The organism is Streptomyces sp. NPDC001135 (assembly GCF_053598395.1).
Genome location: NZ_JBSFKD010000015.1, coordinates 1 through 24,452, shown reverse-complemented (window position 1 = coordinate 24,452; position 24,452 = coordinate 1). Strand labels below are relative to the sequence as shown.

Here is a 24,452-nt window from a genome sequence, read left to right as displayed (position 1 = left end):
CTTTCCACGAGGGGTGGCGCGGTTCCCTGAGGGGCGCGGGGAACTGCGCGACCAGCCACCTCACCCGCACTCCGAAACGGCCTTCTCCAGGCAGACGAATCCGGGCGAAACCAGTCTCACCGCTCGAGAAGCATCCGCTGAAGTTCCCTCGCGGCCCGAGGCGGAGCCACGTCACTCCGGTGCGCCAGCGCGATCGTCCGCTGCAACCCGGGACGGGCGAGCGGAGTCACCCTGAGCCCCTGCCCGGACCGGGTGGCCACCATCCGCGGCACCACGGCGATCCCCAGCCCGGCGCGCACAAACCCCAGCACCGCGTCCATCTCGCCCCCTTCCACAGCGAACTCCGGCTCGAACCCCGCGGAGCGGCACGCCGCCACGGTCAGCTCCCGCAGGTCGTACCCGTGCCGGAACATCACCAGCCGCTCACCCTCCAGGTCGGCGATGCGCACGGCCCGTCCACCCCGGCCGGGAGCCGGTGCCTCGGGTGCGGACACCACGACCAGTTCCTCCCGGAGCAGCGCCACCGTCGACAGCGCGGGTGCCGGCGTGGGCAGCGGCAGGACGATCAGGGCCAGGTCGAGGGCGCCGCGCGCCAGCTCCCGCACCAGGTCGTGGGAGCCGCTCTCCTCGATCAGCAGCCGAATGCCGGGATACCGGTCGTGGAAGGCACGCAGGACATCCGGCAGCAGGCCCGTGCACAGGCTCGGCGTCGCTCCCAGCCGTACCCGGCCCCGCCGCAGCTGCACCAGCTCCTGCACCTCGTACCGCGCCGTGTCCGCGTCGGCGAGGATCCGCCGGGCAAGCGGCAGCAGCGCCTCGCCCGCGTCGGTGAGCGTGATGTTGCCCCGGGCGCGCAGGAACAGATCCGCGCCCAGCTCCCGCTCCAGCGCCTTGATCTGCTGCGACAGTGACGGCTGGGCCACATGGACCAGCTCGGCGGCGCGGGTGAAGTGCCGGGTCTCGGCGACGGCGACGAAGTACTGGAGCTGCTGGAACTGCATACAGCGATAATAGTTCCCGCCTATGGAAACAAGCTGGACCATGTCTTGGACCGATCGGGTTCCTCGCCCCTAGCGTGCTGTTCCATGGCTCTGGCAACGCGGACGGACCGACGGCCGTCCATGGCACGCGCGATGTGGGACTCCTCCGTCGGCAAGAAGACCGTGATGGCCGTCAGCGGCCTGATCATGCTGCTGTACCTGGTCGCGCACATGATCGGTAACCTGAAGATCTACTTCGGGGCGGGCGAGTTCAACCACTACGCCCACTGGCTGCGCACCGTCGGCGAACCCTTCATGCACTACGAGTGGACGCTCTGGCTCATCCGGATCGTCCTCGTCGTCGCCGTGGCCGCCCACGCCACGTCCGCGTACCAGCTCAGCCGCCGGGACATCAAGGCACGGCCCAGCAAGTACGTACACAGCAGGGCGCGGGCGAGCTACGCCACCCGCACCATGCGCTGGGGCGGCGTCATCCTCGGCCTGTTCATCGTCTGGCACGTCCTGGACCTGACCACCGGCACCGTGCACTCCGGCGGCTTCCAGGAGGGCCACCCGTACCAGAACGTGGTCGACACCTTCTCCACCTGGTACGGCGACGTCGTCTACATCGTCGCGATGCTCGCGCTCGGCCTGCACATCCGGCACGGCTTCTGGAGCGCCGCACAGACCCTCGGCGTCGGCAGCCGCGCCCGCGACCGCGCCCTGAAGACCGTCGCCAACGTCCTCGCGCTGCTGCTCACGGCCGGCTTCATCGCCGTACCCGTGGGCGTCATGACCGGAGTGGTGAGCTGAGATGACCGACTACGTGAACTACCCGACCGGTGCCCCGGTCACCGACACCAAAGCACCCTCCGGCCCGATCCACGAGCGCTGGGACAAGCGCCGCTTCGAGGCCAAGCTCGTCAACCCCGCCAACCGGCGCAAGCACACGGTCATCGTGGTCGGCACCGGCCTCGCCGGCGGTTCCGCGGGTGCCACCCTCGCCGAACAGGGCTACCACGTCGTCCAGTTCTGCTACCAGGACTCTCCGCGCCGCGCCCACTCCATCGCCGCGCAGGGCGGCATCAACGCGGCGAAGAACTACCGCAACGACGGCGACTCGATCCACCGGCTGTTCTACGACACCGTCAAGGGCGGCGACTTCCGCGCCCGCGAGTCCAACGTCCACCGGCTCGCCCAGATCTCCGTCGAGATCATCGACCAGTGCGTGGCCCAGGGCGTGCCGTTCGCCCGTGAGTACGGCGGTCTGCTCGACACCCGCTCCTTCGGCGGCGTCCAGGTCTCCCGCACCTTCTACGCCCGCGGCCAGACGGGTCAGCAGCTGCTCCTGGGTGCCTACCAGGCGCTGTCCCGGCAGATCGCCGCCGGGAACGTGGAGATGCACCCGCGCACCGAGATGCTGGACCTGATCGTCGTGGACGGGCGCGCCCGCGGCATCGTGGCCCGGGACCTGGTCACCGGGAAGATCGACACCTACTTCGCGGACGCCGTCGTACTCGCCAGCGGCGGGTACGGAAACGTGTTCTACCTGTCGACCAACGCCATGAACTCCAACGCGACCGCGATCTGGCGGGCGCACCGGCGCGGCGCGTACTTCGCCAACCCGTGCTTCACCCAGATCCACCCGACCTGCATCCCGCGCACCGGCGACCACCAGTCCAAGCTGACGCTGATGAGCGAGTCGCTGCGCAACGACGGCCGGATCTGGGTGCCCAGGGCCAAGGGCGACACCCGCCCGCCGAACCAGATCCCCGAGGACGAACGCGACTACTACCTGGAGCGCATCTACCCGTCCTTCGGCAACCTCGTCCCGCGCGACATCGCCTCCCGCGCCGCGAAGAACGTCTGCGACGAGGGCAGGGGAGTGGGCCCCGGCGGCCAGGGCGTCTACCTGGACTTCGCCGACGCGATCAAGCGCATGGGCCGGGGGGCGGTCGAGGCCAAGTACGGCAACCTCTTCGACATGTACCAGCGGATCACCGACGAGGATCCGTACGAGGTGCCGATGCGGATCTACCCGGCCGTGCACTACACCATGGGCGGCCTGTGGGTCGACTACGACCTGCAGACCACCGTCCCGGGCCTGTTCGCGATCGGCGAGGCCAACTTCTCCGACCACGGAGCCAACCGGCTCGGCGCCTCCGCGCTGATGCAGGGCCTGGCCGACGGCTACTTCGTGCTCCCGGCCACCATCAACGACTACCTGGCCCGCAACCCGCACCAGGACCCGGTGACCCCCGAACACCCCGCGGTCCAGGAGGTGCTGGCGGAGACCGAGGACCGGCTGAACCTGCTCCTGTCCGTCGACGGCGACCGCACCCCCGACTCCTTCCACCGCGAAGTCGGCGAACTCATGTGGGAGTTCTGCGGCATGGCCCGCACCGAAGCCGGACTGCGCAAGGCCCTGGAGCGGATCCCGCAGATCCGCGAGGAGTTCTGGCGGCGCGTCAAGGTCCCCGGCGACGGCGCGGAGTTCAACCAGTCGCTGGAGAAGGCCAACCGGATCGTCGACTACCTGGAACTCGCCGAGCTGATGTGCCTCGACGCACTGCACCGCGCCGAGTCCTGCGGCGGCCACTTCCGCGAGGAGTCCCAGACCCCGGACGGCGAGGCCGAGCGCAGGGACGACGCGTTCGGCTACGCGGCGGCCTGGGAGTTCACCGGCACCGGTGAGGCACCCGTCCTGCACAAGGAAGACCTGGTCTTCGAGTACGTCCATCCCACCCAGCGGAGCTACGCATGAAGCTCACCCTGCGCGTCTGGCGGCAGAAGAACGCCGGCGCCGACGGAGCGATGTCCACATACGAGGTGGACGGCATCTCGTCCGACATGTCCTTCCTGGAGATGCTGGACGTCCTCAACGAACAGCTCATCCTCTCGGGCGAGGAACCGGTCGCCTTCGACCACGACTGCCGCGAGGGCATCTGCGGCGCGTGCTCGCTCGTGATCAACGGCGAGGCGCACGGGCCGGAACGCACCACCACCTGCCAGCTGCACATGCGGTCCTTCCGGGACGGCGACACGATCGACATCGAGCCCTGGCGGGCCTCCGCCTTCCCCGTGATCAAGGACCTGGTGGTGGACCGCTCCGCGTTCGACCGGATCATCCAGGCCGGCGGCTACGTCACCGCACCGACCGGGTCCGCGCCGGAGGCGCACGCCACGCCGGTACCGAAGGCCGACGCCGACTTCGCCTTCGAGCACGCGGAGTGCATCGGGTGCGGGGCGTGCGTGGCCGCGTGCCCCAACGGTGCGGCGATGCTGTTCACCTCCGCCAAGATCAACCACCTGAACGTGCTGCCGCAGGGGGCGCCCGAGCGGGAGACGCGGGTGCTGGACATGGTCGCGCAGATGGACGAGGAGGGGTTCGGCGGGTGCACGCTGACCGGTGAGTGCGCGACCGCGTGTCCCAAGGGCATTCCGCTGGTGTCGATCACCAGCATGAACAGGGAGTGGCTGCGGGCTGCCCGGAAGGCGGGTAAGCGGTAGCGCCGCACTGAGCGGGAAACGTTCGCCGCACAGGCGAACGGGCGGGGCCGGGAGTGGTGCTCACCGGCCCCGTCTGGCTTTCCGGTGATCGCGGGACCCCGGCGTTCAACATCCCCACATCCTCTCTCCTGGTACAGGTCACGCGCACGCCAACCGGCGTCGGAAGAACAGGAGCGGCGGGCCGGTACACACCGCCCGCCGCCCTCGCCGAACCGGCCCATGACCAGGAGAGAGCCATGACCGGCGTTTCCACCCTCGATCGCCCCCCACAGCCCGCGGCCCCGACCCGCTACACCGTCACCCTCGCCCGCGACGAGGACGACGTGCGGGCCGCGCAGCGGCTGCGGCACGACGTCTTCGCCGGTGAGATGGGGGCCCTGCTGGCCACGCCGCAGCCGGGACTCGACGTCGACGCCTTCGACGCCTACTGCGACCACCTGCTCGTCCGGGACACGCTCACCGGACAGGTCGTCGGCACCTACCGGCTCCTCCCGCCGGAGCGGGCCGCGGTCGCCGGCCGGCTCTACTCGGAGGGGGAGTTCGAGCTGACCGCACTCGACCCGATCCGGCCCGGACTGGTCGAGGTCGGCCGCTCCTGTGTGCACCCCGACCACCGTGACGGCGCCGTCATCGGCCTGATCTGGGCCGGGATAGCCCGTTACATGGTCGACCGCGGGCACGAGTGGCTGGCGGGCTGCTGCTCGGTGCCGCTCGCCGACGGCGGGGCCCTCGCGACGGCCACCTGGGCACGGGTGCGCGCCAAGCACCTGGCACCCGAGCAGTTCCGGGTACGGCCGCTGCTGCCGTGGACGCCGGACGCCGAGCCCCCGGCCGGGCACAGCGAGCTGCCCGCCCTGCTGCGCGGCTACCTCCGCCTCGGTGCCTGGGTGTGCGGCGAGCCCGCGCACGACCCGGACTTCGGGGTCGCCGACCTGTACGTGCTGCTGTCGATGCGCCGGGTCAACGCGCGCTATCTGCGGCACTTCCTCTCCCTCGTGCCGGCCTGATGAGCGTCTGGTTGCCCAGCGCGCCCTGCACCCCGGGCGCCTGTGTGGAGCCGGCCCCGGCCGCGGCGGCCGTACCCCGGGCCGTGCTGCGGCTGGCCGCGGTCGTGGTCCTGCTGCTGGCCGGGATCGCGCTGTCCCCACTCGGCGGGAGGATCCCCGCCGAGTGGGTCAGGCGGTGGTGCCGGGGGATCGTACGGGCCATCGGGGTCCGGGTCCGCCTCACCGGCGCCACCGCACCGGCCGGCGGGCTGCTGCTGGTCGCCAACCACGTCTCGTGGCTGGACATCCCGCTGCTGACCGCCGTGAGGCCGGCCCGGATGCTCGCCAAGACCGAGATCCGGCAGTGGCCGGTGGCGGGCGCGCTGGCCGCGCGCGGCGGCGCCCTGTTCATCGAGCGGGACCGGTTGCGCGCCCTGCCCGAGACGGTCGCCCGGATCGCCGAGGCCCTGCGGGCGGGCGCGGCCGTGGCCGCGTTCCCCGAGGGCAGCACCTGGTGCGGACGGGCCCACGGCCACTTCCACCGGGCGGTCTTCCAGGCGGCGCTGGACGCGGGCGTACCGGTGCAGCCGGTGCGGCTGCGCTACACCCAGCAGGGCGGTACGGCCAGCACGGCCGCCGCGTTCGTCGGCGAGGACACCCTGCTGGCGTCCCTGTGGCGGGTGGCCCGTACCCGGGGTCTGATCGCCGAAGTGGAGCTACGACCGCTGATCGCGCCGGGCGCCCACCCCGACCGCCGTGCCCTTGCCCGCGCCGCCCAGCCGGTGACACCCGAGCCCGCCTGGACCCATGCGGCCTTGGTCGCCGACATCGGGCAGCAGCGCCCCGCCGGGGGCGCGGGCAACCGCGCGACCGGCCACGGCGGCGCCGCGGAAGACCGACGGCAGAGCGCGGCACTGTCCGTTCAGGGCATCACCCGAGCCAGATAAGGCGCCGTGGCGTTACCCGCCACCCGCGCCACCTGCTCCGGCGGGCCGGAGGCCACGATACGGCCGCCCCGCTCACCCCCGCCGGGGCCCAGGTCGATCACCCAGTCCGCGCCCGCGACCACCGTCATGTCGTGCTCGACCACCACGACGGTGTGCCCGGCGTCGACCAGCCCGTGCAGGCGGTCCGTCAGCACCTCCACGTCGGCCGGGTGCAGCCCGGTCGTCGGCTCGTCCAGCAGATAGAGGGTGTGACCGCGCCGCCCCCGCTGCAGTTCGCTCGCCAGCTTGATCCGCTGTGCCTCGCCGCCGGACAGCTCGGTCGCCGGCTGCCCGAGCCGCAGGTAGCCGAGGCCCACGTCGAGCAGCGTGTCCAGGCTGCGGGCGGCGGCCGGGACGTCGGCGAAGAACTCCGCCGCGGCCTCCACCGTCAGGTCCAGCACCTCGGCGATGCTCCGCCCCCGGTACGACACCTCGAGTGTCCCGGGGTTGTAGCGGGCGCCGCCGCAGTCCGGGCAGGGCGCGTAGGTGCTCGGCAGGAACAGCAGCTCGACGCTGACGAACCCCTCGCCCTGACAGGTCTCGCAGCGCCCTCCGGCCACGTTGAAGGAGAAGCGGCCGGCGCCGTACCCGCGTGTGCGCGCCTCCTCCGTCTCGGCGAACACCTTGCGTACGACGTCGAACAGCCCGGTGTAGGTGGCCAGGTTGGACCGCGGGGTGCGCCCGATCGGCTTCTGGTCGACCCGGACCAGCCGGTCCACCCCCTCCAGTTCCTCCGTCAACTCACCGATCAGGGTGGACTTTCCGGAGCCGGAGACCCCGGTGACGGCGGTGAAGGAGCCGAGCGGGAACTCGGCCGTCACCGCGCGCAGGTTGTGCCGGGTCACCGGACCCACCTTCAACCAGCCGCGCGGTTCGCGGACTTCACGCGCCGGCCCGGGTGACTCGTCGAACAGGAACGCGGCCGTCGCCGACTCCTCGACCGACGCCAGCTCGGCCGGCGGCCCGCTGTACAGCACGCGTCCGCCGTGCTCGCCCGCGCCGGGCCCCACGTCGACCAGCCAGTCGGCGCCGCGCACCACCTCCAGGTGGTGCTCCACCACGAACACCGAGTTGCCCGCGGCCTTCAGCCGGTCCAGCACGGTCAGCAGCGCCTCGGTGTCCGCCGGGTGCAGGCCCGCGGACGGCTCGTCCAGCACGTACACCACTCCGAACAGTCCGGAGCGCAGCTGCGTGGCCAGCCGCAGCCGTTGCAGCTCGCCGGCCGACAGGGTGGGGGCGGAGCGGTCCAGGCTCAGATAGCCGAGACCCAGCTCCACCACCGGCGCGATCCGGGAGGTGAGGTCCTCGGTGAGGACCCGGGCGGTCTCGGTGCCGCTCTGGCCGACGTCGTCGAGCAGGGCGGCCAGGTCGGTCAGCGGCAGCGCGGCCAGGTCGGCGACGGTCCGGCCGCCGACGGTCACCGCGAGTGCCTCGGGCCGCAGCCGGCTGCCCCCGCACTCCGGGCAGGGCGCGCTGGTCAGGAACCGCTCCGCCTTCGCCCGCAGCGACGCGGACTTGGTGTCCGAGAAGGTCTTCAGCACATACCGGCGGGCGCTCATGTACGTGCCCTGGTAGGGCCGCTGGATGCGGTCGGCGTCCCGGACCGGGTGCACGGTGACGACCGGCTGCTCGTCCGTGAACAGGATCCAGTCGCGCTCCCGCGCGGGCAGTTCGCGCCAGGGCACGTCCACGTCGTGGCCGAGTGCGTCGAGGATGTCGCGCAGGTTCTTGCCCTGCCAGGCACCGGGCCAGGCGGCGATGGCGCCCTCGCGGACGGACAGCGAGGGGTCCGGCACCAGCAACTCCTCGGTGGTGCGGTGCACTTGGCCCAGGCCGTGGCACTCCGGACAGGCCCCGGCCGCCGTGTTCGGCGAGAACGCGTCCGAATCGAGCCGCCCCGAGCCCGCCGGGTACTCCCCGGCGCGCGAGAACAGCATGCGCAGGGAGTTGGAGAGGTGCGTGACCGTGCCCACCGAGGAGCGGGAGGAGGGGGCCGAGCGGCGCTGCTGCAGCGAGACCGCGGGCGGCAGCCCGGTGATCTCCCCGACCTTGGGGGCCCCGACCTGGTGGATCAGCCTGCGCGCGTACGGCGCGACCGACTCGAAGTACCGCCGCTGCGCCTCGGCGTAGATCGTGCCGAACGCCAGGGACGACTTCCCCGAGCCGGACACGCCGGTGAACACGGCCAGTACGTCCCGTGGGATGTCCACGTCGACGCCCTTGAGGTTGTGCTCACGGGCGCCGCGTACGCGGACGCAGGGATCGTGCGGGTCGTGGGGGCTGTGCATGGGGAAACCCTAGCCGCCCCCGTACGCTACGACTGCGGCGGGTTGTCCCGGTTCGGCCGGGTGCCGAACTCGTCCCGCAGCTTGTCCTGCGCGGCGTCGACCTGTGACTTGTACGTGTCACCGGTGCGCTTGTCGACGTAGTCGCCGCCCTTGTCGATGCCCTTGTCGGCCGTGTCCTCATGGCCCTTGAGCATGCCCTTGATCTTGTCCATGAAGGACATGGCAGCCCTCCTCGTCGCTGTGCGGCTTGCCCTCCCAGGGTCACCGGCCCCGGGAGGGTTCGCATCTCGGGGCCGTGGGCCTCAGCGGCCCGGCGCGAAGAGGCCGGCGAGCCGCCGATGGGAATCCAGCAGGGCCGTACGGTCGTACGTACTCGTGGTGACCAGGACCTCGTCCGCCCCCGTCTCCTTCAGCACCGTCTCCAGCTCATGGGCGACCTGCTCGGCGGTGCCGGCGATGTGGCCGGCGAGAGAGGCCTCGTACAAGCCGCGCTCCTTCGCGGTCATCGTGCGGGCCTCGGTCTCCCCGGCCGGGGCGAGGGGCGGGAAGGTGCCGTGGGTGCGCGAGTACGCCGTCGACCAGGCCTCCGGGACCAGCAGCCGCCGTGCTTCCTCCTCGGTCCCCGCGACCGCGACCGTGCCGGAGACCACGACATACGGCTCGGACGCCCACGGGGAGGGGCGGAACAGGGAGCGGTACTGGTCGATGCCCCGCAGCAGCTTCTCGCGGCCACGCAGATCGCCGATCACCACCGGCAGCCCGGCGCGCGCCGCGATCCGCGCGCCCTCGCCCATGGCCAGCACGAACGGCGGTACCCGCAGCCCTTCCGCGGGCCGGGCCCGCACCCCGGTCGGCGACCCGCCCTCGAACCAGCCCAGCAGCTCGTCGAGTTGTGCCGCGAAGTCCCCGGCGTCCTCCTTGTCCCGGCCGAGCGCCCTGCGCACCCCGTCGGTGAAGCCGACGGAACGCCCGAGCCCCATGTCGATCCGGCCGGGGAACAGGGACTCCAGGACGCCGAACTGCTCGGCGACGACGAGGGGCCGGTGGTTGGGCAGCATCACGCCGCCGGTGCCGACCCGGATCGTACGGGTCGCGGAGGCGACCGCGGCGGCGAGCACGGTCGGCGCGGAGCCGGCGACGCCGGGCACGCCGTGGTGCTCGGACACCCAGAAGCGGTGATAGCCGAGCGCCTCCGCCTCCCGTGCCAGCGCGACGGTGTCCCGCAGGGCCTCGGCGGGCGGGTGCCCGGCGCGGGTGCGGGAACGGTCGAGGACGGAGAACCGGGTCCGGGCGATCACTGTGCTGCTCACGAAGGGTTCAACGTCCCGACGGCCCGGGGATTCCCGAGGCGGTCCGTGTCGGTACGGCGGGTCTGGCTAGGGTGTCCCCGTGACCGACAGCAACGGGCGTCCGCTCGCCGTGTTCGACCTCGACAACACCCTGGCCGACACCGCTCACCGGCAGCACTTCCTGGAGAGCCGGCCGCGGGACTGGGGCGCGTTCTTCGCCGCCGCGCCCGCGGACCCGCCGCTCGAGGAGGGGGTGGCGCTGGCGCTGGGGAGCGCCGGGGAGTGCGAGGTCGTCTATCTCACGGGCCGACCCGAGCGGTACCGCCGGGACACCGTGCAGTGGCTCGCGCGGCACGGGCTGCCCGAGGGGCGGGTGCACATGCGCGGCAACGCCGACCGCAGGCCGGCCCGGTTCACCAAGCTGGAGATCCTGCGCCGGCTCGCGCGCGACCGGGAGGTGCGGTTCGTCGTGGACGACGACGAGCTGGTCTGCGACGACGCCGAACGAGCCGGGTTCACCGTGGTGCGGGCCCGCTGGGCGGCCAAGTCCGCCGCCCTGGAAGAGGCGCAGGAGCGCGAAGGGCGTACCTGACGGTCCGGTGGCCGTGCTCAGTCGCCGTCCTCGATGCGGAATCCCACCTTCAGGCCCACCTGGTAGTGCTCGATCCGCCCGTTCTCGATCTGGCCGCGGACCTGGGTCACCTCGAACCAGTCCAGGTTGCGCAGGGTCTGGTCGGCGCGGGCGATGCCGTTGCGGATGGCCTGGTCGATGCCCTCGTGCGAGGTGCCGACGATCTCGGTGACCCGGTAGGTGTGGTTCGACATGCGGGTGCTCCTCTCGTGTCACGCCGTACTCCACGGTGCCGCATCCGCGCCCGGACCGCACGGCGGTCGCACACGTACCGTGCGTAGCCCCCTTGACCCCGCGCATTGGTCCATACCAAAATCCAGCACACCCGTACGAGCCGTGCCTCTCGTCCCCCCACGTCGGGCCCCCACCCCTGTCCGCACCGCCCTGCCAGACAGAAACAGGACCCTCGTGAGACGTCGCCTGCTCGCCCTCGTGTGTGTCACCGGTTCCCTCGTCAGCGCCTGCGGGATGCTCCCCGGAGAGCACGACCGCGAGACGGTCACCGTGTGGCTGATGAAGGACAGCGCCTCCGAGGAGTTCCTCCGGCGCTTCACCGCCGACTTCGAACGCACCCACAAGGACCTGCGCCTGAGCATCCGCATCCAGGACTGGACCGGCATCGTCGGCAAGGTCCGCACGGCGCTCCAGGACGACTCCGGCCGCGGACCCGATGTCATCGAGGTCGGCAACACCCAGGTGCCGCTGTACGCCGACGGCGGCCGGCTCGCCGACCTCACACTGGAGTCGATGCGCGACTGGGGCAAGGACACGTGGCTGCCCGGCCTCGCCGAGCCCGGCAAGGACGGCAACAAGCAGTACGGCATCCCCTGGTACGCGGCCAACCGCGTCGTCGTCTACCGCAAGGACCTGTTCCGGGCGGCCGGCATCACCCGCCCGCCGAAGACCCGCGAGGAGTGGCTCGCCGACACCGAGAAGCTCAACTCCGGCGGCAACCAGGGCATCTACCTCGCCGGACAGGACTGGTACACCCTCTCGGGGTTCATCTGGGACGAGGGCGGCGACCTCGCCGAGGAACACGACTACAAGTGGCGGGGCGCCCTCGGCACACCGGCCGCGCTGCGCGGCATGGACTTCTACCGCCGGCTGCAGGCGCTGGGCCGGGGCCCGGTGGACGCGGACGAGGAACACCCGCCCCAGGCCGGCGTGTTCGCCGGCGGCAAGGTGGCGCAGATCGTCGCCGTACCCGGGCTCGCCCGGGCGGTCGTGCGGCAGAACCCGGGGCTGAAGGACAGGCTGGGGTTCTTCCCGGTGCCCGGGAAGACCGCCGCGCGCCCGGGGACCGTCTTCACCGGCGGCTCCGACCTGGTCGTCCCGGACCGTACCAAGGACCAGTTCGCGGCGACGGCCGTCGTCGGCGCGCTCACCGGCGCCAAGTGGGACACCGAACTCGCCCGCACCATGAACTACGTGCCCAACAAGACCACGCTGGCGAGCGCGGTCACGGGCGAGGAGGGGGTCGCCGCCATGGCCGCGGGCGCGGCACACGGCCGGGCGACCCCCGGCACCCCTCAGTGGGCCGACGTCGAGGCCGACAACCCGGTCAAGGAGTACATGACCCGGGTGATCGAGGGTGCGGACCCGGCGACGGAGGCCCGCCGGGCCTCCGCCAGGATCACCAAGGAACTCACCCCGGACCTCTGACTCACCGCACCACGCTCAGCGACAGCGCGAAGCGGCCCTGCTCGTCCGTCCACCAGTGAGTCAACTCCAGTCCGGCTGCCGCGAGTTCGGCGGTGACGCCCTCCTTGCGGAACTTGGCCGACACCTCGGTGCGCAGCTCCTCGCCCGCCGCGAAGTCCACGGCGAGGTCCAGTGCCGGCACCTTCACGGTCTGCGCGGTACGCGAGCGCAGCCGCATCTCGATCCACTCCCGCTCGGCGTCCCACAGCGCCACATGGTCGAAGGCGTCCGGGTCGAAGTCGGCGCCCAGTTCGCGGTCGACGACGGCCAGCACGTTCTTGTTGAACGCGGCCGTCACCCCGGCGGCGTCGTCGTACGCCCGGACCAGCACCCGTTCGTCCTTGACCAGGTCCGTGCCGAGCAGCAGCCCGTCGCCCGGCGCGAGCAGCGCGCGCACGGAGGCCAGGAACTTCTGGCGCTCGTCGGGCAGCAGATTGCCGATCGTGCCCCCGAGGAAGGCCACCAGCCGGGGCCCGGGCGTGGCGGGCAGGGCCAGCGGAGCGGTGAAGTCGGCGATCAGCGCGTGGACGGCGAGGTCCGGGTGGTCCGCGACCAGCGCCTCGCCGGCCTGGGTGAGGGCGCTCTCGCTGACGTCGACCGGGACGTACGCCGCCGGTGCGAGCGCCTCGAGGAGGTAGCGGGTCTTCTCCGAGGAGCCCGAGCCGAGTTCGACCAGCGTACGGGCCCCGCTGGCGGCGGCGATCTCGCCGGACCGGGTGGCGAGGATCTCCCGCTCGGCACGGGTGGGGTAGTACTCGGGCAGCTCGGTGATCTGCTCGAACAGCTCGCTGCCGCGGGCGTCGTAGAACCACTTGGGCGGCAGCCACTTGGGCTGGACGGTCAGGCCGCTCAGGACGTCCGCGCGCAGCGCGGCGTCCGTCGCGTCCTCGGGGAGGGTGCGGGTGACGTGCAGGGGGCTCACGTACAGGGCTCCTTCGTTGATGGGGGTCCCCCCGCTCGAGCGCAGTCGGGAGTGGGGGAGGACGCCGGATCCTCCAGCGGTGCGAGCAGCACGCCGGCGCGGCTCGCGGTGAGCACGGTGCGGTCGGGGACCTCCTGCCAGAGCGGATCGTCGTCGTACGGTTCGGAGGCGACGACCGTGCTCCGGCCCGGGTCCGTGCGGTACCAGAGGCTGTCGCCCCAGGCGGTCGCGGTGATCGTCGCGCCGTCCGTCAACAGCAGGTTGAGCCGGGACGCGGGGGCCGCCCCGGCCAGCCGGCGGACCGTCTCGCCGAGGGCCTGGTCCGGCTCGTCACCGCACCGCAGCCGGTGCAGGACGAGCGCCCACGCGAACGCCGAGTCGGTACGGGCCTGCAGCGACAGCAGTTCGACCGGAGGCAGCGCGGACGCCAGCGGGGCCGCGGAGTCGGGCCAGCCCGGGACGGCGCCGTTGTGGCTGAACAGCCACCGGCCCGAGGCGAAGGGCGCCGCGGCGGCCTCGGCGTCCGCGCCCGCGAGCGTCGCGTCCCGTACGGCGGCCAGGAAGGCGCCGGAGCGCACCACCCGCGCCAGGTCGGCGAAGGACAGGTCCGCCCAGATGGGCCCCGCACGCCGGTAGCGCGCCGGCACCGGATCGTCCGGGGTGTACCACCCCACCCCGAAACCATCGGCGTTGACCGTGCCGTAGCGCTGCCGCCGGGGCGCCCACGACTGGCGCAGCAGGCTGTGCCCGGGCTCCACGAGGATCCGGCCGAGCGGCACCTCGGGCCCCACATAGGCCAGGTGCCGGCACATCAGACCGTCTCCGAGCGGGCGGTGCGGAACCCGCAGAAGATCTGCCGCCGGACCGGATAGTCCCAGTTGCGGAACGTGCCCCGGCAGGCCACCGGGTCCACCGCGAACGAACCGCCGCGCAGCACCTTGTGGTCGGAGCCGAAGAACACCTCCGAGTACTCCTTGTACGGGAAGGCCGTAAAACCCGGGTACGGCAGGAAGTCGCTCGCCGTCCATTCCCACACGTCACCGATCAACTGCCGTACGCCGAGCGGGGACTCACCGGCCGGGTAGCTGCCGGCGGGGGCGGGCCTGAGGTGCCGCTGGCCCAGGTTGGCGTGTTCCGGCGCCGGGTCCGCGTCGCCCCACGGGTAGCGCGTCGAGCGGCCGGTGGCCGGGTCGTGCCGGGCGGCCTTCTCCCACTCCGCCTCGGTGGGCAGCCGGCGCCCGGCCCAGCGGGCGTAGGCGTCGGCCTCGTACCAGCACACGTGCAGGACCGGCTCGTCCGGCGGGACCGCCTCGGTCACCCCGAAACGGCGCCGCAGCCAGTGGTCGCCGTCCCGGCGCCAGAACAGCGGGGCCGTGATGGCGTGCTGCCGGATGTGCGTCCAGCCCTCCGGCGTCCACCAGCGCTCGGTGTCGTAGCCGCCGTCGTCGATGAACGCCTGGTACGCCGCGTTCGTCACCGGGGTGGTGTCGATCCAGAACGGCGCCACCTCACGGGCGTGCGCCGGGCGTTCGTTGTCCAGTGCCCACGGCTCGGTCGAGGTGCCCATGGTGAACGGGCCCCCGGGGACCAGGACTTCGGCGGGACCGGTGAACAGCGGGGCCGGCTCCGGGTCGGGGGCGGTCAGCGCCCGCGGGCCCTTCCTGAGCTGATGGGTGATCAGCATGGTCTCGTCGTGCTGCTGTTCGTGCTGGGCGATCATGCCGAAGGCGAATCCGGCCTCCGTCAGCCGGGTGCCGTGGAAGTCCGCCTTCTCCAACAGGTCCATGACCCGGCCGCGCACCTCGGCCGCGTACCGGCGGGCCTCGGCGGGCGCCAGCAGCGGCAGCGCGGGCCGTTCGGCGCGCGGGTGCTCGAAGGCGTCGTAGAGGCTGTCGATCTCGGGCCGCATGGCGTCCCGGCCGCCGACCGCCCGCAGCAGCCACAGCTCCTCCTGGTTGCCGATGTGCGCGAGGTCCCACACCAGCGGAGACATCAGCGGTGAGTGCTGGGCGGTGAGGTCCGGGTCCTCGACACAGCCGGTCAGCAGCGTGGTGCGGGCACGGGCGGTGGTCAGCGCGGCCAGCGCGCGCTCCCGCAGCGCCTCGCTGTCCCCCTCCGTCGTCTCTGGCGTCTCCGTCGTCACGGTGGCGGTCTCGGGGGCGGTCATATGCGGATGTCCTTCCTCCCGTGGGTGGTGGGGGTGCCCCCGGTACGGCCGGACCGGGCCGGGGGCGGATCGCCGCCGTCCAGCCGGTCGAGCAGGTCATGGGCCGGACAGCGGCCCCGGGCGACATGGCGGTCCCGGTACGCGGCCACCGCCGCCGTCACCCCGGCGGTGGCGCCGAGCCGGGGCAGGGCCTCCAGCGCCGCCGCGAAACACAGGTCCGCGGCCTCGCGCAGTTCCGGATCGCCGAGCCCGCGCCGGGCCGCGTCGGTCCACAGCGGGTTGTGCGGGGCGGGCAGGTTCAGGGCCCGCTCCGCGAGGGGTTTCACGCTCCGGTACGCCGTCTCGGCGGCCTCCGGATCGTCGAACAGCGCCGCCGTCACCGCGAGCGGCACGATCCAGCCGTCGTCGCCGGGCTGCGCGTCGATCATCCGCAGCTCCAGATGGCCGCGCGGCCGGACCGGCGGGAACAGCGTGGTCAGGTGATAGTCGAGATCCGCCCGGGTGGGCGGCCGGGGCGACCGGGAACGGGTCCACTCCCGGAAGGTGAGCCCCTCGGGCACCTCCCATGGCCCGCTGTCCCGGCGCACACACATCACCGGCGCGTCCAGCACATGCCGGGCCCAGGCGGCCCGTGGGTCGCCGCCCAGCGGGGGAGCGCCCGCGCGGCCGGCGCCGATCTCCGTCCACAGCAGCTGGCGGGTGGACAGCCAGCCCGTGGGCTCACGGCCGAGCAGCGGGGAGTTGGCGAACGCGGCCACCAGGACCGCCCCCAGCGTATGGGCCAGCCACCAGCGCCGCTGGTGCCCGAGCGGGCCGGGCTCCTCATGCCCGGCGTCCAAGCAGACCTGCACGGAGGCGGAGGTGCACATCATGTGGCGGCCCGCCGGGCCGGTGCGGTCCAGGCAGGTCTCCATCGCGTCGTAGCGCGGCTCGTGCAGGAACCTGCGGGGGGTGTGCCAGGGGTCGTGGCCGATGCCGACCAGACCGAGACCGTGCTCGGCGAGGACGCCGCGGACGGTGTCCAGGTCGGCGGAGACGGTGCCGACGCACTCCATCAGGGAGGCGGCGGGCGGCGAGCTCAGCTCCAGCTGGCCGCCGGGTTCCACGGTGAGCGGCGACCGCAGGGGCACGGCCCGCAGCGCGGCGTACGCCGCTTTCAGACGTTCGGGGGTCACGGGGAGCTGCGGCATCCGCAGCTCGTGGACGAGCCACTCCAGCTCCACACCCAGGGTGCGGGGTGGCCCGGTCTTGAAGCAGATGCCCCGGACCAGGGCCTCCACCTCGGCTTCGGTGACGGCGGTGCGGTGGTCCGTACAGTCGCCACCGTCACTTTTTGAATCGGACATGTCGGGATCCTCCTGAGATTCCACCATGCCACCGGCCCGGTTGAGGCGCCGGGCCGGGCAGGCACGGGTCCCACCCAAGACCCTCGGGCCGATTCGCACAAGGGTGCCCCAGCGGACGTTCCGGATCGGTCATCTCCGTTTCCGTATGCGTTTCCGGGCTGTTCCGGGGGCGGGAAACTCCGTTGCACCGCATCACCAGCATCACCCAGGATGCGTGCATGAGCACGACGGGGGAGACCGCGCAGGCCGCGGTCGCGGCGCCCACGGGGGTGGCGCCGTGAGCGCGCGCCTGCGCGGGATCGCCGCGGAGACGGAACAGATCGTGGCGGCGGGACGGTACCGCGCGCCGGACGGCCGGGAGGTGTCCCTCGCGGCGGAGATCGAGGCCGCGCGGCGTGGTACGCGGATGTCCGGCCCGGAACCGGTTCCGGTACGGGAGACGGACACGGCCCGCGCCGACACCGGCGCGGCACGCGAGGGCGACACCGTTGTCGAGGTCACCGGGGAGAGCAGTCTGGAGGCCGCCCGCCGGCTGGCCGACGCTCCGGTCGCCGTGCTGAACTTCGCGTCCGCCCGCAATCCGGGCGGCGGTTACCTCAACGGCGCGCAGGCCCAGGAGGAGGCCCTGTGCCGTGCCTCCGCGCTGTACACCTGCCTGCTGACGGCCCGCTCCTTCTACGACCACCACCGCGCCCACCGCGACCCGTTCTACACGGACCGGGTGATCCACTCACCGGCCGTCCCGGTCTTCCGCGACGACCGGGGCCGGCTGCTGGCCGAGCCGTACCGCGCCGGCTTCCTGACCGCGGCCGCCCCCAACGCGGGCGTCGTACGGCGTACGGAACCGGAGCGCGCCGCCGAACTGCCGGGCGCCCTGGCGGTACGGGCCGAGCGGGTGCTCGAGACGGCCGCCGCCCACGGCTATCGCCGCCTGGTGCTCGGCGCCTGGGGCTGCGGCGTGTTCCAGAACGACCCGGCGCAGGTCGCGGGAGCGTTCCGGGCGCTGCTCGGCCCCGGCGGCCGGTTCGCCAGGACCTTCGAGCACGTGGTGTTCGGGGTACTGGACCGGACGCCGGGGGCGGTGGTGCGGGAGGCGTTCACCCGGGCGTTTTCCTGAGGACCGGGCCCACGCGTCCTGTCCCGGTCAGGTCCAGCCGTAGCGCTCGTGCAGCCGCTGCCGGACGAGGTTGAACCGCATCCGGTCCAGGGCGCACGCCTCACGGCGCATACCCTCCTCGTGCAGCCGCAGCACGCGGTCCACGTCCACCCATGAGTCCCGGCCGGTCCGGTCCCACGGCCCGCTGCCGATCGCGACCCACTCCCGGTCGCCGTCGTGCCGCTTGCTGGACAGCTGCACGGCGAGGAACGTGCCGGCCGCCTCCCGGGCGACGACCAGCACCGGCCGGTCCTTGCCCCGGCCGTCGTTCTCCTCGAACGGCACCCAGGTCCACACGATCTCACCGGGGTCCGGGTCGCCGTCGTGGGCCGGGGAGTACTCGGTGCGCACCCGGCCGACCTCGCGCGGGGCGGCCTCGGTGGTGGCGTGGCGGCCGTACCGGCCGGGGACGTTCTCATCGGTAAACGTGGTCACGCAGGCACCCTAGTGGGCCGCACCGGGAGCGCAAGGGGCGCCCGCCGTTCGCGCGTTGTACCGACGGGGCCGGGCACTGCTCGCTCGCGGGAGGTGCCTGTGCCGAAGGGTTGCCCCGGCGCCCACCCGTGCCGCCTGGACGACACTCGGCGAGGCGCGAACCGCCCGCGGCCGGGGCAGTCAAGGCGCCGGGTGCGGCGAGGGCGTGGCCGGTGCGGGCGGTCAGGTGTCCGGGCGCGTGTCGATCCGCATACCCGGGCGGCGCTGATGCACGGTCACATACGTCAGGCCCGCCTCACCGGCGGTGATGCTGCGCGGCGCGCCGTGCGGCAGCCAGACCAGGGCACCCTCGGCGAGCGGCTCGGGTGCGCCGGCGGGGCCCGAGCCGAGCACGCCGTCCCCGGCCACGACCAGAACCATCACATCCAGCTGCTGTTCGGTGTGGGCTGTGATCCGGCCGCCCGGCGCGAGCCGGACCACGTTGGCGTCGAGCTGCCGTCCGCTCTCGGCCAGCTTCCAGAGCACTCCGCCCGGCACCGGCGGAGCCTCGGCCAGCGCCCGGGTGTCGCACAGCACGCGCGCGTCCGCCGCGGTGCGGCCGGCCGGCCCCGTGTCGATCGCGGACCGCGACGTCATCTGGTGATCCTCTCGGCTCTTCCGTATCCCGGGAAGTCCTGTCCCCGGACGTCCCCGGATACCGCTACCGACTGCTTGCTCGTGCCCATCCTACAATTTATCCATGCAGGGTTCGTAAAAAATACGCGCAGGTGGGAGAGGGGGTCGGGGATGACCCCGCGGAAGAGCCCGCGCCGCCGGGAGGTGCTGGACGTACTGCGCACGGCACCCTCACCGCTCGGCGTCGCGGAGACGGCCGAGCGGATCGGCGTCCACCCCAACACGGTGCGCTTCCACCTGGACGTCCTGGCGGCCGAGGGCCTGGTCGAGCGCCGGGCCGAGGCGTCCCCCGGACCCGGCCGGCCCCGCACCGTCTACACCGCGCGCCCGGGTATGGACCGCGGCGGCACGCGTGACTACCGGCTCCTCGCCCGCATCCTGCTCAGCCGGTGGGCGTCCGCCGACCCGGCGACGGCGCGGACGGACGCGATGGAGACGGGCCGGGCGTGGGGTAGTTCCCTCGTCGAGCCGACACCACCGTCCGAGGAGCCGACCGCCGGGCGTTCGGTGGCCGCGCTCCTCGCGCTGCTGGGCGAGTTGGGCTTCGCGCCGCAGCCGGAAGGGGCCGACCGGGCCGGTGGGCCGCCCCGGCGGATCCGGCTGCGGCACTGCCCCTTCCTGGAACTCGCCGAGGAACACGGGCAGGTGGTGTGCCCGCTCCATCTGGGCCTGATGCAGGGCGCGTTGGCCCGGCTGGGCGCCCCGCTGACGGCAACCGGCCTGGAACCCTTCGCGGACCCCGACTCCTGCGTGGCCCACCTGGCCGAGACCACCGCCGCCCAGCCCCCACCGGGTCGGCAGACGCGCCCGGGCCGCCGTACCGCCGATCCGTCCCGCGCTCAGGGAACCCCTCTCGCCGAACTCCACCCGCCGGCCCCGGCGGAGAAAGGCCCCCAGCGATGAACGCCACCTCCGCCGCCACCGCGAGCGCGGTCACCTTCGTCTGGCTCGGCATGGTGCTGGCGATCTCCTTCCTGGAGGCCCCGCTGAAGTTCCGTGCACCGGGCGTGACCATCCCCGTCGGCCTGGGGATAGGCCGGCTGGTCTTCCGCGCGCTGAACGCCGTGGAGGCGGCGCTGGCCGTCGTCGTGATCACCGCGCTCGCCATGGGTGGTGCCCCGGCCGGGATCACGGCGGTGACCGCGGTCGTCGCGGTGCTGCTCCTCGCACAGCTGGCCGTGGTCCGGCCCTCCCTCAACCGCCGGTCCGACCGGATCCTCGCCGGGGAGGAACTGCCCCGCTCCCGCAGCCACTTCTGGTACGTGGGGCTGGAGATCCTCAAAGCCGTGGCCCTGACCGCCCTCGGGGTCGCCCTGCTCGCGGTGTGACGGCGTACGGGCGCCGACCGGCGCGTCGTCGCTCGGCCCACGCCCTGGGGCGCGCCCTCGCCCGCTTCGAGCTCTCCAGGGCCTCGGCCTCGCCGTCTCCCCTGCCCGCATCACCGCTGCCGCCCCCCACGGCCCGTCCGCCCTCTGGGGCGGCCTCGCCGCCGCGACGCTCCTGTCCGCCTCGGCCGTCGCCGCCGAGCAGGACCGGTAGCGCGGCTCACCGGTCGCCGTCGCCGGGCGCGAGCCGGCTCGTGGTCCCGGTCATCGCGTTCGGCGACGGTTTGCAGGCAGCGGCGGACGTTCTCCGGCATCCCGTGCCGGGGTGTCCGCATCACCGGGACGTGGGCAGGTCCGCTGCCGGTGGGCGAGAGCCGAGCGATCGCCCGTGGGACCGGCCTCAGGCGGCCCGTGATGCCGGGGCGGGCTCCGGTGGCCACCGCTCGTGCCAGCACAGCTCCGCCTCCAGCTGGGCGGCGACGGACACCAGGAGTGGTTCGCTGTGGGCGGGGCCCAGCAGCTGCGCGCCCACCGGCAGACCGTCACCGACGAAGCCGGCGGGTACGTTGACGCCGGGCCAGCCCAGTACGTTCCACGGCCAGGCGTACGGGCAGGCGGCGATCATCGCGCGGTCCGTGGCCAGCCCGCGCCGCAGCCGGTACAGGGCGCCGATCCGGGGCGGGGGTGCGGCCGTCGTCGGCGCGAGGATCACGTCGTAGCGCCCGAAGAACCCTCCGATACGGCGGTGCAGCACCGCCTCCGCGCGCCGGGCCGCCCGCAGCGGCGCTCCGCCGAGCAGCCGGCCGAGCCGGGCCGCGTCCCGGGTGCGCGGGTCGAGCAGCGCCGGGTCGGGGGCCTCGCGGACCCAGTCGGCGATACCGGCGGTGGCGCGCGGCACGAAGGTCAGCCCGATCTGCCCGTACGGCGGATCGGCCTCCTCGACGTCGTGTCCCAACGCCGCGAGCTTCTCCGCGAGTTCGACGACCCGTGCTCGGATCTCCGGGTGCAGCCGGGCCGGTACGGCGGTGAACGGCGGCTTGAGGGACAGGGCGACGCGCAGCCGGCCCGGGTCGCGGCCGACCGCCTCCGCCACGGTCAGCGCGGGCGGCCGGTGCGGGTCCCGGTCGTGGTTGCCGCTGGCCGCGTCCAGCAGCAGGGCCGCGTCGGCTACGGTCCGGGCGAGGGTGCCGTTGACCGTGATGCCGTGGAAGGACTCGCCGCGCGGCCAGGTCGAGATACGGCCGCGCTGCGGCTTGATGCCGATCAGGCCGGTCCACGAGGCCGGGATGCGCACCGAGCCCGCGCCGTCCGAGCCGAGCGCGGCGGGGACGAGTCCGGCGGCGACGGCGGCGGCCGAGCCCCCGGACGAACCCCCGGGCGTGTGGCCGGTGTGCCAGGGATTGCGGGTATCCCCGAACGCCGCTCCCTCGGTGAACGGCCACTGCCCCAGCTCGCACGTGTTCGTCTTGCCGACGATCACGGCACCGGCCGCGCGCAGCCGCCGTACCGCCTCCGCGTCCTCGGTGACCGGTGGGAACGCACCCCGGCAGCCGAACGCGGTCGGCTCCCCGGCCACGTCCATGTCGTCCTTCACCGCCACCGGCACCCCGAGCAGCGGACGCCGCGCCCCGGCGGCCAACTCCCGGTCGGCGGCGTCGGCCTCGGCCAGCGCGGCCCGGGCCCGCACGATCCGGAAGGCGTTCAGCGTCCCCTGCGTGGCCTCGATCCGGCTCAGCGCCCCTTCCACCAGCGCACGGGAGCTCACCTCTCCGTCGGCGAGCGCGCGCCGGGTCTCCACGAGACCGGCGCGGTGGTCGTGCGGCATGGCGACCTCCGGGATGCTCCGGGGAACGATGTCTACCGAACGGTAACGTCGGAAGGCGGCGTGCGTACGGTTTTCGCGCGGATGTCGTCGACCGCCTCGGCCGGCGCGCCGCGGACGGCGGCGCGTCTCACCGGGCCAACAGCCGCCGCAGCCAGGCCAGTCGGGCCGTCCGTGCCGCACGGGACAGGGCGGCCCGGGGGGCGAGCGTGTCGAAGCCGTGGAACGCGCCCGGCCAGATGTGGAGTTCGGCCTCGCCGCCGCACTGCCAGATGCGGGACGCGTAGGCGACCACCTCGTCCCGGAAGGTCTCCGCCGAACCCGCGTCGAGGTAGGCCGGAGGCAGGTCGGACAGGTCGCCGGCGCGGGCGGGAGCGGCGTACGGCGGGACGCCGGGGCCGCCGCGGCTCTCGCCGAGCAGTGCCGTCCAGCCGGTCTCGTTGGCGGTGCGGTCCCAGACGCCGACGCCGGCCATCTGGTGGCTGGAGACCGTGTCGTTGCGGTCGTCGAGCATCGGGGCCAGCAGCACCTGACCGAGCAGGCGCGGGCCCTGACGGTCCCGGCTGAGCAGGGCGAGCGCCGCGGCGAGGCCGCCGCCCGCGCTGGCGCCCACGGCGACGATCCGGTCCGGGTCGGCGCCGATCTCCCGCGCGTGCCCGGCGGTCCACAGCAGACCCGCGTAGACGTCCTCCACCGGCGCCGGGTGCGGATGTTCGGGCGCGAGCCGGTACTCCACCGAGACCACGACCGCGCCCAGTTCACGCGCCCACGCCAGGGGCTGGTCCACACCGGCCCGGTCGGTGCCGAGCACCATGCCGCCGCCGTGCACGTGGTAGAGCACCGGCAGCGGGGCCGTGGACTCGGTACGGACAGGGCGGCAGAGCAGGAGGGAGACGTCCGGGGCGCCCTCCGGGCCCGGCACCGCACGGTCCTCCACCTCGAAGGCACCGTCCAGGGTGAGGTCCAGCAGACCGAGCACCTCGCTGCCGGTGGCCCGGGCGGACGCCAGCTCGTCCAGGGTGAATCCGGGCGCGGTCGCGTCCCCGAGCAGGTCGAGCGCGGCGGCGAGTTCCGGGTCGAAGGGCGGCGGGACCAGTGGCGGCATGGGGTCTCCTGACGTGGTGTGGCGGGGTGCGGGCGGTGTGGGGTGTGGTCGTACGGGCGGTGTGGCGTGTCGCCGTAGGGGTGGTGCGGGGTGTTGCCGTCCCTGCTGCGTGGCCACGGCCGTCCGTGCGGCTTTGCGGGGCGCCGGGTGTGCCCGTCGGACGACTACCCCGTGGCGGGCCGGGACCGACCGGGCGTGGCAGCCGACCGGTGCCGGCCCGCCCGTGCGCCCAGGTGCCGTACCAGGCCCAGCCCGGTCAGCAGGGCGACCAGGCCGCACACCCCTGACCAGCCGTGCCAGGCGTACGCGCGGGCGCCGAGCCAGGAGCCGAGGCTGCCGCCCAGGTAGGCGCAGGTCATGTAGGCGGTGTTGAGGCGGCTGCGGACGTCCGCGGCGAGGGCGTAGACACGCACCTGGTTGGCGACCATGCCGGACTGCATGCCGACGTCCAGCAGCAGGGTGCCCGCCCCGAGGGACAGCAGGCCGGGGGTGCCGCCGAGGCAGCCGACGGCGAGCATCGCCGTGGCGGCGAGGACCAGCAGGAAACAGACCAGGTTCACCCGGTCGGGGCCCCGCCGGTCCACCAGCCGGCCCGCGAACGGCGTGACGAGCATGGTCACCGCGTTGACCAGCGCGAGCAGTCCGACCGCGGCCGCGCCGAGCCCGTACTCCGGCCCTGTCAGCAGCAGGGCCACCCCGGTCCACACGGCGGAGAAACCGGCGAACACCGTCGCCTGGTAGAAGGACGAGCGGCGCAGCTCGGGTTCGGCGAAGAGCAGGCGGACGGGCTCGGCGAGCAGGCGCGGGTAGCGCTGCCGGGACGGCGGGGCCGTGGCCGGGAGCGCACGGGCCAGGAGCAGCCCGACCGCCAGGGTCAGCAGGGCCGCCAGGACGTACGGCGCCCGCCAGCCCAGCCGCTCGCCGAGGGCACCGCCGGCCGTGCGGGAGAGCAGCATGCCGGCCAGGGCACCGCTCAGCAGCGTGCCGCCGACCACGCCCCGCCGCTCGGGCGGGACCAGCCCCGCCGCCAGCGGGCCGGCCAGCGGAGCGATCACCGTGGCCGCGCCGACCCTCGCACCTCACGAACGTCAAACACCGGGAGGTCGCCCGCTGTGTGGTGCAGTGGCC

At 73.5% G+C, this 24,452-nt stretch carries 24 protein-coding genes and 1 pseudogene; 11 read left to right on the top strand and 14 right to left on the bottom strand.

From position 1 onward, the window contains the following. Window positions 1-116: 116 nt before the first annotated feature. Window positions 117-1,001, bottom strand: coding sequence for a LysR family transcriptional regulator (locus ACWC94_RS19555; protein WP_450797949.1), 885 nt, complete (start codon window positions 999-1,001; stop codon window positions 117-119). Window positions 1,002-1,121: 120 nt separating this feature from the next. On the opposite strand from ACWC94_RS19555, the gene ACWC94_RS19550 reads away from it, so the two are divergent. The 5 genes from ACWC94_RS19550 to ACWC94_RS19530 all read left to right on the top strand — a co-directional run bounded on the left by ACWC94_RS19550 (window position 1,122) and on the right by ACWC94_RS19530 (window position 6,423). Beyond that, a complete protein-coding gene (locus ACWC94_RS19550) occupies window positions 1,122-1,793 on the top strand; it encodes a succinate dehydrogenase (RefSeq protein WP_450798146.1) in 672 nt (223 codons plus the stop codon). 1 nt (window position 1,794) lies between these two features. Beyond that, entirely contained in the window at window positions 1,795-3,744 is a 1,950-nt protein-coding gene (locus ACWC94_RS19545) for a fumarate reductase/succinate dehydrogenase flavoprotein subunit (protein WP_450797947.1), read from the top strand. Next, complete coding sequence (locus ACWC94_RS19540; protein ID WP_450797945.1) at window positions 3,741-4,490, top strand: succinate dehydrogenase/fumarate reductase iron-sulfur subunit; 750 nt, start codon at window positions 3,741-3,743, stop codon at window positions 4,488-4,490. Before ACWC94_RS19545 ends, ACWC94_RS19540 begins: the two co-directional genes overlap by 4 nt. Before the next feature lie 236 nt (window positions 4,491-4,726). Continuing rightward, window positions 4,727-5,497, top strand: coding sequence for a GNAT family N-acetyltransferase (locus ACWC94_RS19535; RefSeq protein WP_450797943.1), 771 nt, complete (start codon window positions 4,727-4,729; stop codon window positions 5,495-5,497). Next, window positions 5,497-6,423 carry a lysophospholipid acyltransferase family protein gene (locus tag ACWC94_RS19530; protein ID WP_450797941.1) on the top strand — a complete coding sequence of 309 codons (927 nt, stop codon included), beginning with the start codon at window positions 5,497-5,499 and terminating at the stop codon, window positions 6,421-6,423. The genes ACWC94_RS19535 and ACWC94_RS19530 overlap by 1 nt, the downstream gene beginning before the upstream one ends. Here ACWC94_RS19530 and ACWC94_RS19525 read toward each other — a convergent pair. The 3 genes from ACWC94_RS19525 to ACWC94_RS19515 form a co-directional block, all read right to left on the bottom strand. Further along, window positions 6,399-8,750 (bottom strand): ATP-binding cassette domain-containing protein, encoded by a 2,352-nt coding sequence (locus tag ACWC94_RS19525; RefSeq protein WP_450797939.1) that lies wholly within the window; start codon window positions 8,748-8,750, stop codon window positions 6,399-6,401. The genes ACWC94_RS19530 and ACWC94_RS19525 overlap by 25 nt on opposite strands. Window positions 8,751-8,776: 26 nt before the next feature. After that, on the bottom strand, window positions 8,777-8,971 hold the full coding sequence (locus tag ACWC94_RS19520) for an antitoxin (protein ID WP_450797937.1): 195 nt from the start codon (window positions 8,969-8,971) through the stop codon (window positions 8,777-8,779). An 81-nt stretch (window positions 8,972-9,052) separates the two neighbouring features. Next, window positions 9,053-10,060 (bottom strand): LLM class flavin-dependent oxidoreductase, encoded by a 1,008-nt coding sequence (locus ACWC94_RS19515; RefSeq protein WP_450797935.1) that lies wholly within the window; start codon window positions 10,058-10,060, stop codon window positions 9,053-9,055. Between the two features lie 79 nt (window positions 10,061-10,139). Here ACWC94_RS19515 and ACWC94_RS19510 point away from each other — a divergent pair, with 79 nt between their 5' ends. Beyond that, a complete protein-coding gene (locus tag ACWC94_RS19510; RefSeq protein ID WP_450797933.1) occupies window positions 10,140-10,631 on the top strand; it encodes a phosphatase domain-containing protein in 492 nt (163 codons plus the stop codon). A 17-nt stretch (window positions 10,632-10,648) separates the two neighbouring features. Here the strand turns inward: ACWC94_RS19510 and ACWC94_RS19505 are convergent, their stop codons facing one another. Beyond that, window positions 10,649-10,864, bottom strand: a complete 216-nt coding sequence (locus ACWC94_RS19505) for a dodecin (RefSeq protein ID WP_184966812.1) — start codon at window positions 10,862-10,864, stop codon at window positions 10,649-10,651. A 214-nt stretch (window positions 10,865-11,078) separates the two neighbouring features. On the opposite strand from ACWC94_RS19505, the gene ACWC94_RS19500 reads away from it, so the two are divergent. After that, window positions 11,079-12,332 carry an extracellular solute-binding protein gene (locus tag ACWC94_RS19500; protein ID WP_450797931.1) on the top strand — a complete coding sequence of 418 codons (1,254 nt, stop codon included), beginning with the start codon at window positions 11,079-11,081 and terminating at the stop codon, window positions 12,330-12,332. Between the two features lies 1 nt (window position 12,333). Here ACWC94_RS19500 and egtD read toward each other — a convergent pair whose 3' ends face one another. From egtD to egtA, 4 genes are read right to left on the bottom strand one after another with little or no spacing between them, the layout of a single operon-like run. Continuing rightward, complete coding sequence (gene egtD, locus ACWC94_RS19495) at window positions 12,334-13,293, bottom strand: L-histidine N(alpha)-methyltransferase (protein WP_450797929.1); 960 nt, start codon at window positions 13,291-13,293, stop codon at window positions 12,334-12,336. After that, complete coding sequence (gene egtC / locus ACWC94_RS19490) at window positions 13,290-14,105, bottom strand: ergothioneine biosynthesis protein EgtC (RefSeq protein ID WP_450797927.1); 816 nt, start codon at window positions 14,103-14,105, stop codon at window positions 13,290-13,292. The genes egtD and egtC overlap by 4 nt, the downstream gene beginning before the upstream one ends. Further along, the gene (egtB, locus tag ACWC94_RS19485) at window positions 14,105-15,460 is read right to left on the bottom strand and encodes an ergothioneine biosynthesis protein EgtB (RefSeq protein WP_450797925.1); all 1,356 of its coding nucleotides are present in this window, start codon (window positions 15,458-15,460) and stop codon (window positions 14,105-14,107) included. Before egtB ends, egtC begins: the two co-directional genes overlap by 1 nt. Then, a complete protein-coding gene (gene egtA / locus ACWC94_RS19480; protein ID WP_450797923.1) occupies window positions 15,457-16,806 on the bottom strand; it encodes an ergothioneine biosynthesis glutamate--cysteine ligase EgtA in 1,350 nt (449 codons plus the stop codon). Before egtA ends, egtB begins: the two co-directional genes overlap by 4 nt. 277 nt (window positions 16,807-17,083) lie before the next feature. Here egtA and ACWC94_RS19475 point away from each other — a divergent pair, with 277 nt between their 5' ends. Continuing rightward, the gene (locus ACWC94_RS19475) at window positions 17,084-17,923 is read left to right on the top strand and encodes a TIGR02452 family protein (protein ID WP_450797921.1); all 840 of its coding nucleotides are present in this window, start codon (window positions 17,084-17,086) and stop codon (window positions 17,921-17,923) included. 27 nt (window positions 17,924-17,950) lie between these two features. On the opposite strand, the gene ACWC94_RS19470 is transcribed toward ACWC94_RS19475, so the two are convergent. Together ACWC94_RS19470 and ACWC94_RS19465 are read right to left on the bottom strand one after the other, a co-directional pair. Next, window positions 17,951-18,397 carry a type II toxin-antitoxin system PemK/MazF family toxin gene (locus tag ACWC94_RS19470; protein WP_450797919.1) on the bottom strand — a complete coding sequence of 149 codons (447 nt, stop codon included), beginning with the start codon at window positions 18,395-18,397 and terminating at the stop codon, window positions 17,951-17,953. Between the two features lie 222 nt (window positions 18,398-18,619). Continuing rightward, on the bottom strand, window positions 18,620-19,033 hold the full coding sequence (locus ACWC94_RS19465) for a cupin domain-containing protein (protein WP_450797917.1): 414 nt from the start codon (window positions 19,031-19,033) through the stop codon (window positions 18,620-18,622). A 150-nt stretch (window positions 19,034-19,183) separates the two neighbouring features. On the opposite strand from ACWC94_RS19465, the gene ACWC94_RS19460 reads away from it, so the two are divergent. From ACWC94_RS19460 to ACWC94_RS19450, 3 genes and pseudogenes are all read left to right on the top strand, one after another. After that, a complete protein-coding gene (locus tag ACWC94_RS19460; protein WP_450797915.1) occupies window positions 19,184-19,975 on the top strand; it encodes a helix-turn-helix transcriptional regulator in 792 nt (263 codons plus the stop codon). Beyond that, window positions 19,972-20,400 carry a hypothetical protein gene (locus tag ACWC94_RS19455; protein ID WP_450797913.1) on the top strand — a complete coding sequence of 143 codons (429 nt, stop codon included), beginning with the start codon at window positions 19,972-19,974 and terminating at the stop codon, window positions 20,398-20,400. Before ACWC94_RS19460 ends, ACWC94_RS19455 begins: the two co-directional genes overlap by 4 nt. 35 nt (window positions 20,401-20,435) lie before the next feature. Continuing rightward, a pseudogene (locus ACWC94_RS19450) lies at window positions 20,436-20,611 on the top strand (MFS transporter); the annotation flags it as partial. Window positions 20,612-20,797: 186 nt separating this feature from the next. Here the strand turns inward: ACWC94_RS19450 and ACWC94_RS19445 are convergent. The 3 genes from ACWC94_RS19445 to ACWC94_RS19435 form a co-directional block, all read right to left on the bottom strand. Further along, window positions 20,798-22,222 (bottom strand): amidase, encoded by a 1,425-nt coding sequence (locus ACWC94_RS19445; protein WP_450797911.1) that lies wholly within the window; start codon window positions 22,220-22,222, stop codon window positions 20,798-20,800. Window positions 22,223-22,349: 127 nt separating this feature from the next. Continuing rightward, entirely contained in the window at window positions 22,350-23,324 is a 975-nt protein-coding gene (locus ACWC94_RS19440; protein ID WP_450797909.1) for an alpha/beta hydrolase, read from the bottom strand. A 164-nt stretch (window positions 23,325-23,488) separates the two neighbouring features. Beyond that, window positions 23,489-24,379 carry an MFS transporter gene (locus ACWC94_RS19435; RefSeq protein WP_450797907.1) on the bottom strand — a complete coding sequence of 297 codons (891 nt, stop codon included), beginning with the start codon at window positions 24,377-24,379 and terminating at the stop codon, window positions 23,489-23,491. Window positions 24,380-24,452: the final 73 nt, after the last annotated feature.

Excerpts from the sequence above, each read along its gene's own strand:
- ACWC94_RS19555 (WP_450797949.1), bottom strand. The coding sequence starts at position 1,001 with ATGCAGTTCCAGCAGCTCCAGTACTTCGTCGCCGTCGCCGAGACCCGG.
- ACWC94_RS19550 (WP_450798146.1), top strand. The coding sequence starts at position 1,122 with ATGGCACGCGCGATGTGGGACTCCTCCGTCGGCAAGAAGACCGTGATG.
- ACWC94_RS19545 (WP_450797947.1), top strand. The coding sequence starts at position 1,795 with ATGACCGACTACGTGAACTACCCGACCGGTGCCCCGGTCACCGACACC.
- ACWC94_RS19540 (WP_450797945.1), top strand. The coding sequence starts at position 3,741 with ATGAAGCTCACCCTGCGCGTCTGGCGGCAGAAGAACGCCGGCGCCGAC.
- ACWC94_RS19535 (WP_450797943.1), top strand. The coding sequence starts at position 4,727 with ATGACCGGCGTTTCCACCCTCGATCGCCCCCCACAGCCCGCGGCCCCG.
- ACWC94_RS19530 (WP_450797941.1), top strand. The coding sequence starts at position 5,497 with ATGAGCGTCTGGTTGCCCAGCGCGCCCTGCACCCCGGGCGCCTGTGTG.
- ACWC94_RS19525 (WP_450797939.1), bottom strand. The coding sequence starts at position 8,750 with ATGCACAGCCCCCACGACCCGCACGATCCCTGCGTCCGCGTACGCGGC.
- ACWC94_RS19520 (WP_450797937.1), bottom strand. The coding sequence starts at position 8,971 with ATGTCCTTCATGGACAAGATCAAGGGCATGCTCAAGGGCCATGAGGAC.
- ACWC94_RS19505 (WP_184966812.1), bottom strand. The coding sequence starts at position 10,864 with ATGTCGAACCACACCTACCGGGTCACCGAGATCGTCGGCACCTCGCAC.
- egtC (WP_450797927.1), bottom strand. The coding sequence starts at position 14,105 with ATGTGCCGGCACCTGGCCTATGTGGGGCCCGAGGTGCCGCTCGGCCGG.
- egtB (WP_450797925.1), bottom strand. The coding sequence starts at position 15,460 with ATGACCGCCCCCGAGACCGCCACCGTGACGACGGAGACGCCAGAGACG.
- egtA (WP_450797923.1), bottom strand. The coding sequence starts at position 16,806 with ATGTCCGATTCAAAAAGTGACGGTGGCGACTGTACGGACCACCGCACC.
- ACWC94_RS19465 (WP_450797917.1), bottom strand. The coding sequence starts at position 19,033 with ATGACGTCGCGGTCCGCGATCGACACGGGGCCGGCCGGCCGCACCGCG.
- ACWC94_RS19460 (WP_450797915.1), top strand. The coding sequence starts at position 19,184 with ATGACCCCGCGGAAGAGCCCGCGCCGCCGGGAGGTGCTGGACGTACTG.
- ACWC94_RS19455 (WP_450797913.1), top strand. The coding sequence starts at position 19,972 with ATGAACGCCACCTCCGCCGCCACCGCGAGCGCGGTCACCTTCGTCTGG.
- ACWC94_RS19445 (WP_450797911.1), bottom strand. The coding sequence starts at position 22,222 with ATGCCGCACGACCACCGCGCCGGTCTCGTGGAGACCCGGCGCGCGCTC.
- ACWC94_RS19440 (WP_450797909.1), bottom strand. The coding sequence starts at position 23,324 with ATGCCGCCACTGGTCCCGCCGCCCTTCGACCCGGAACTCGCCGCCGCG.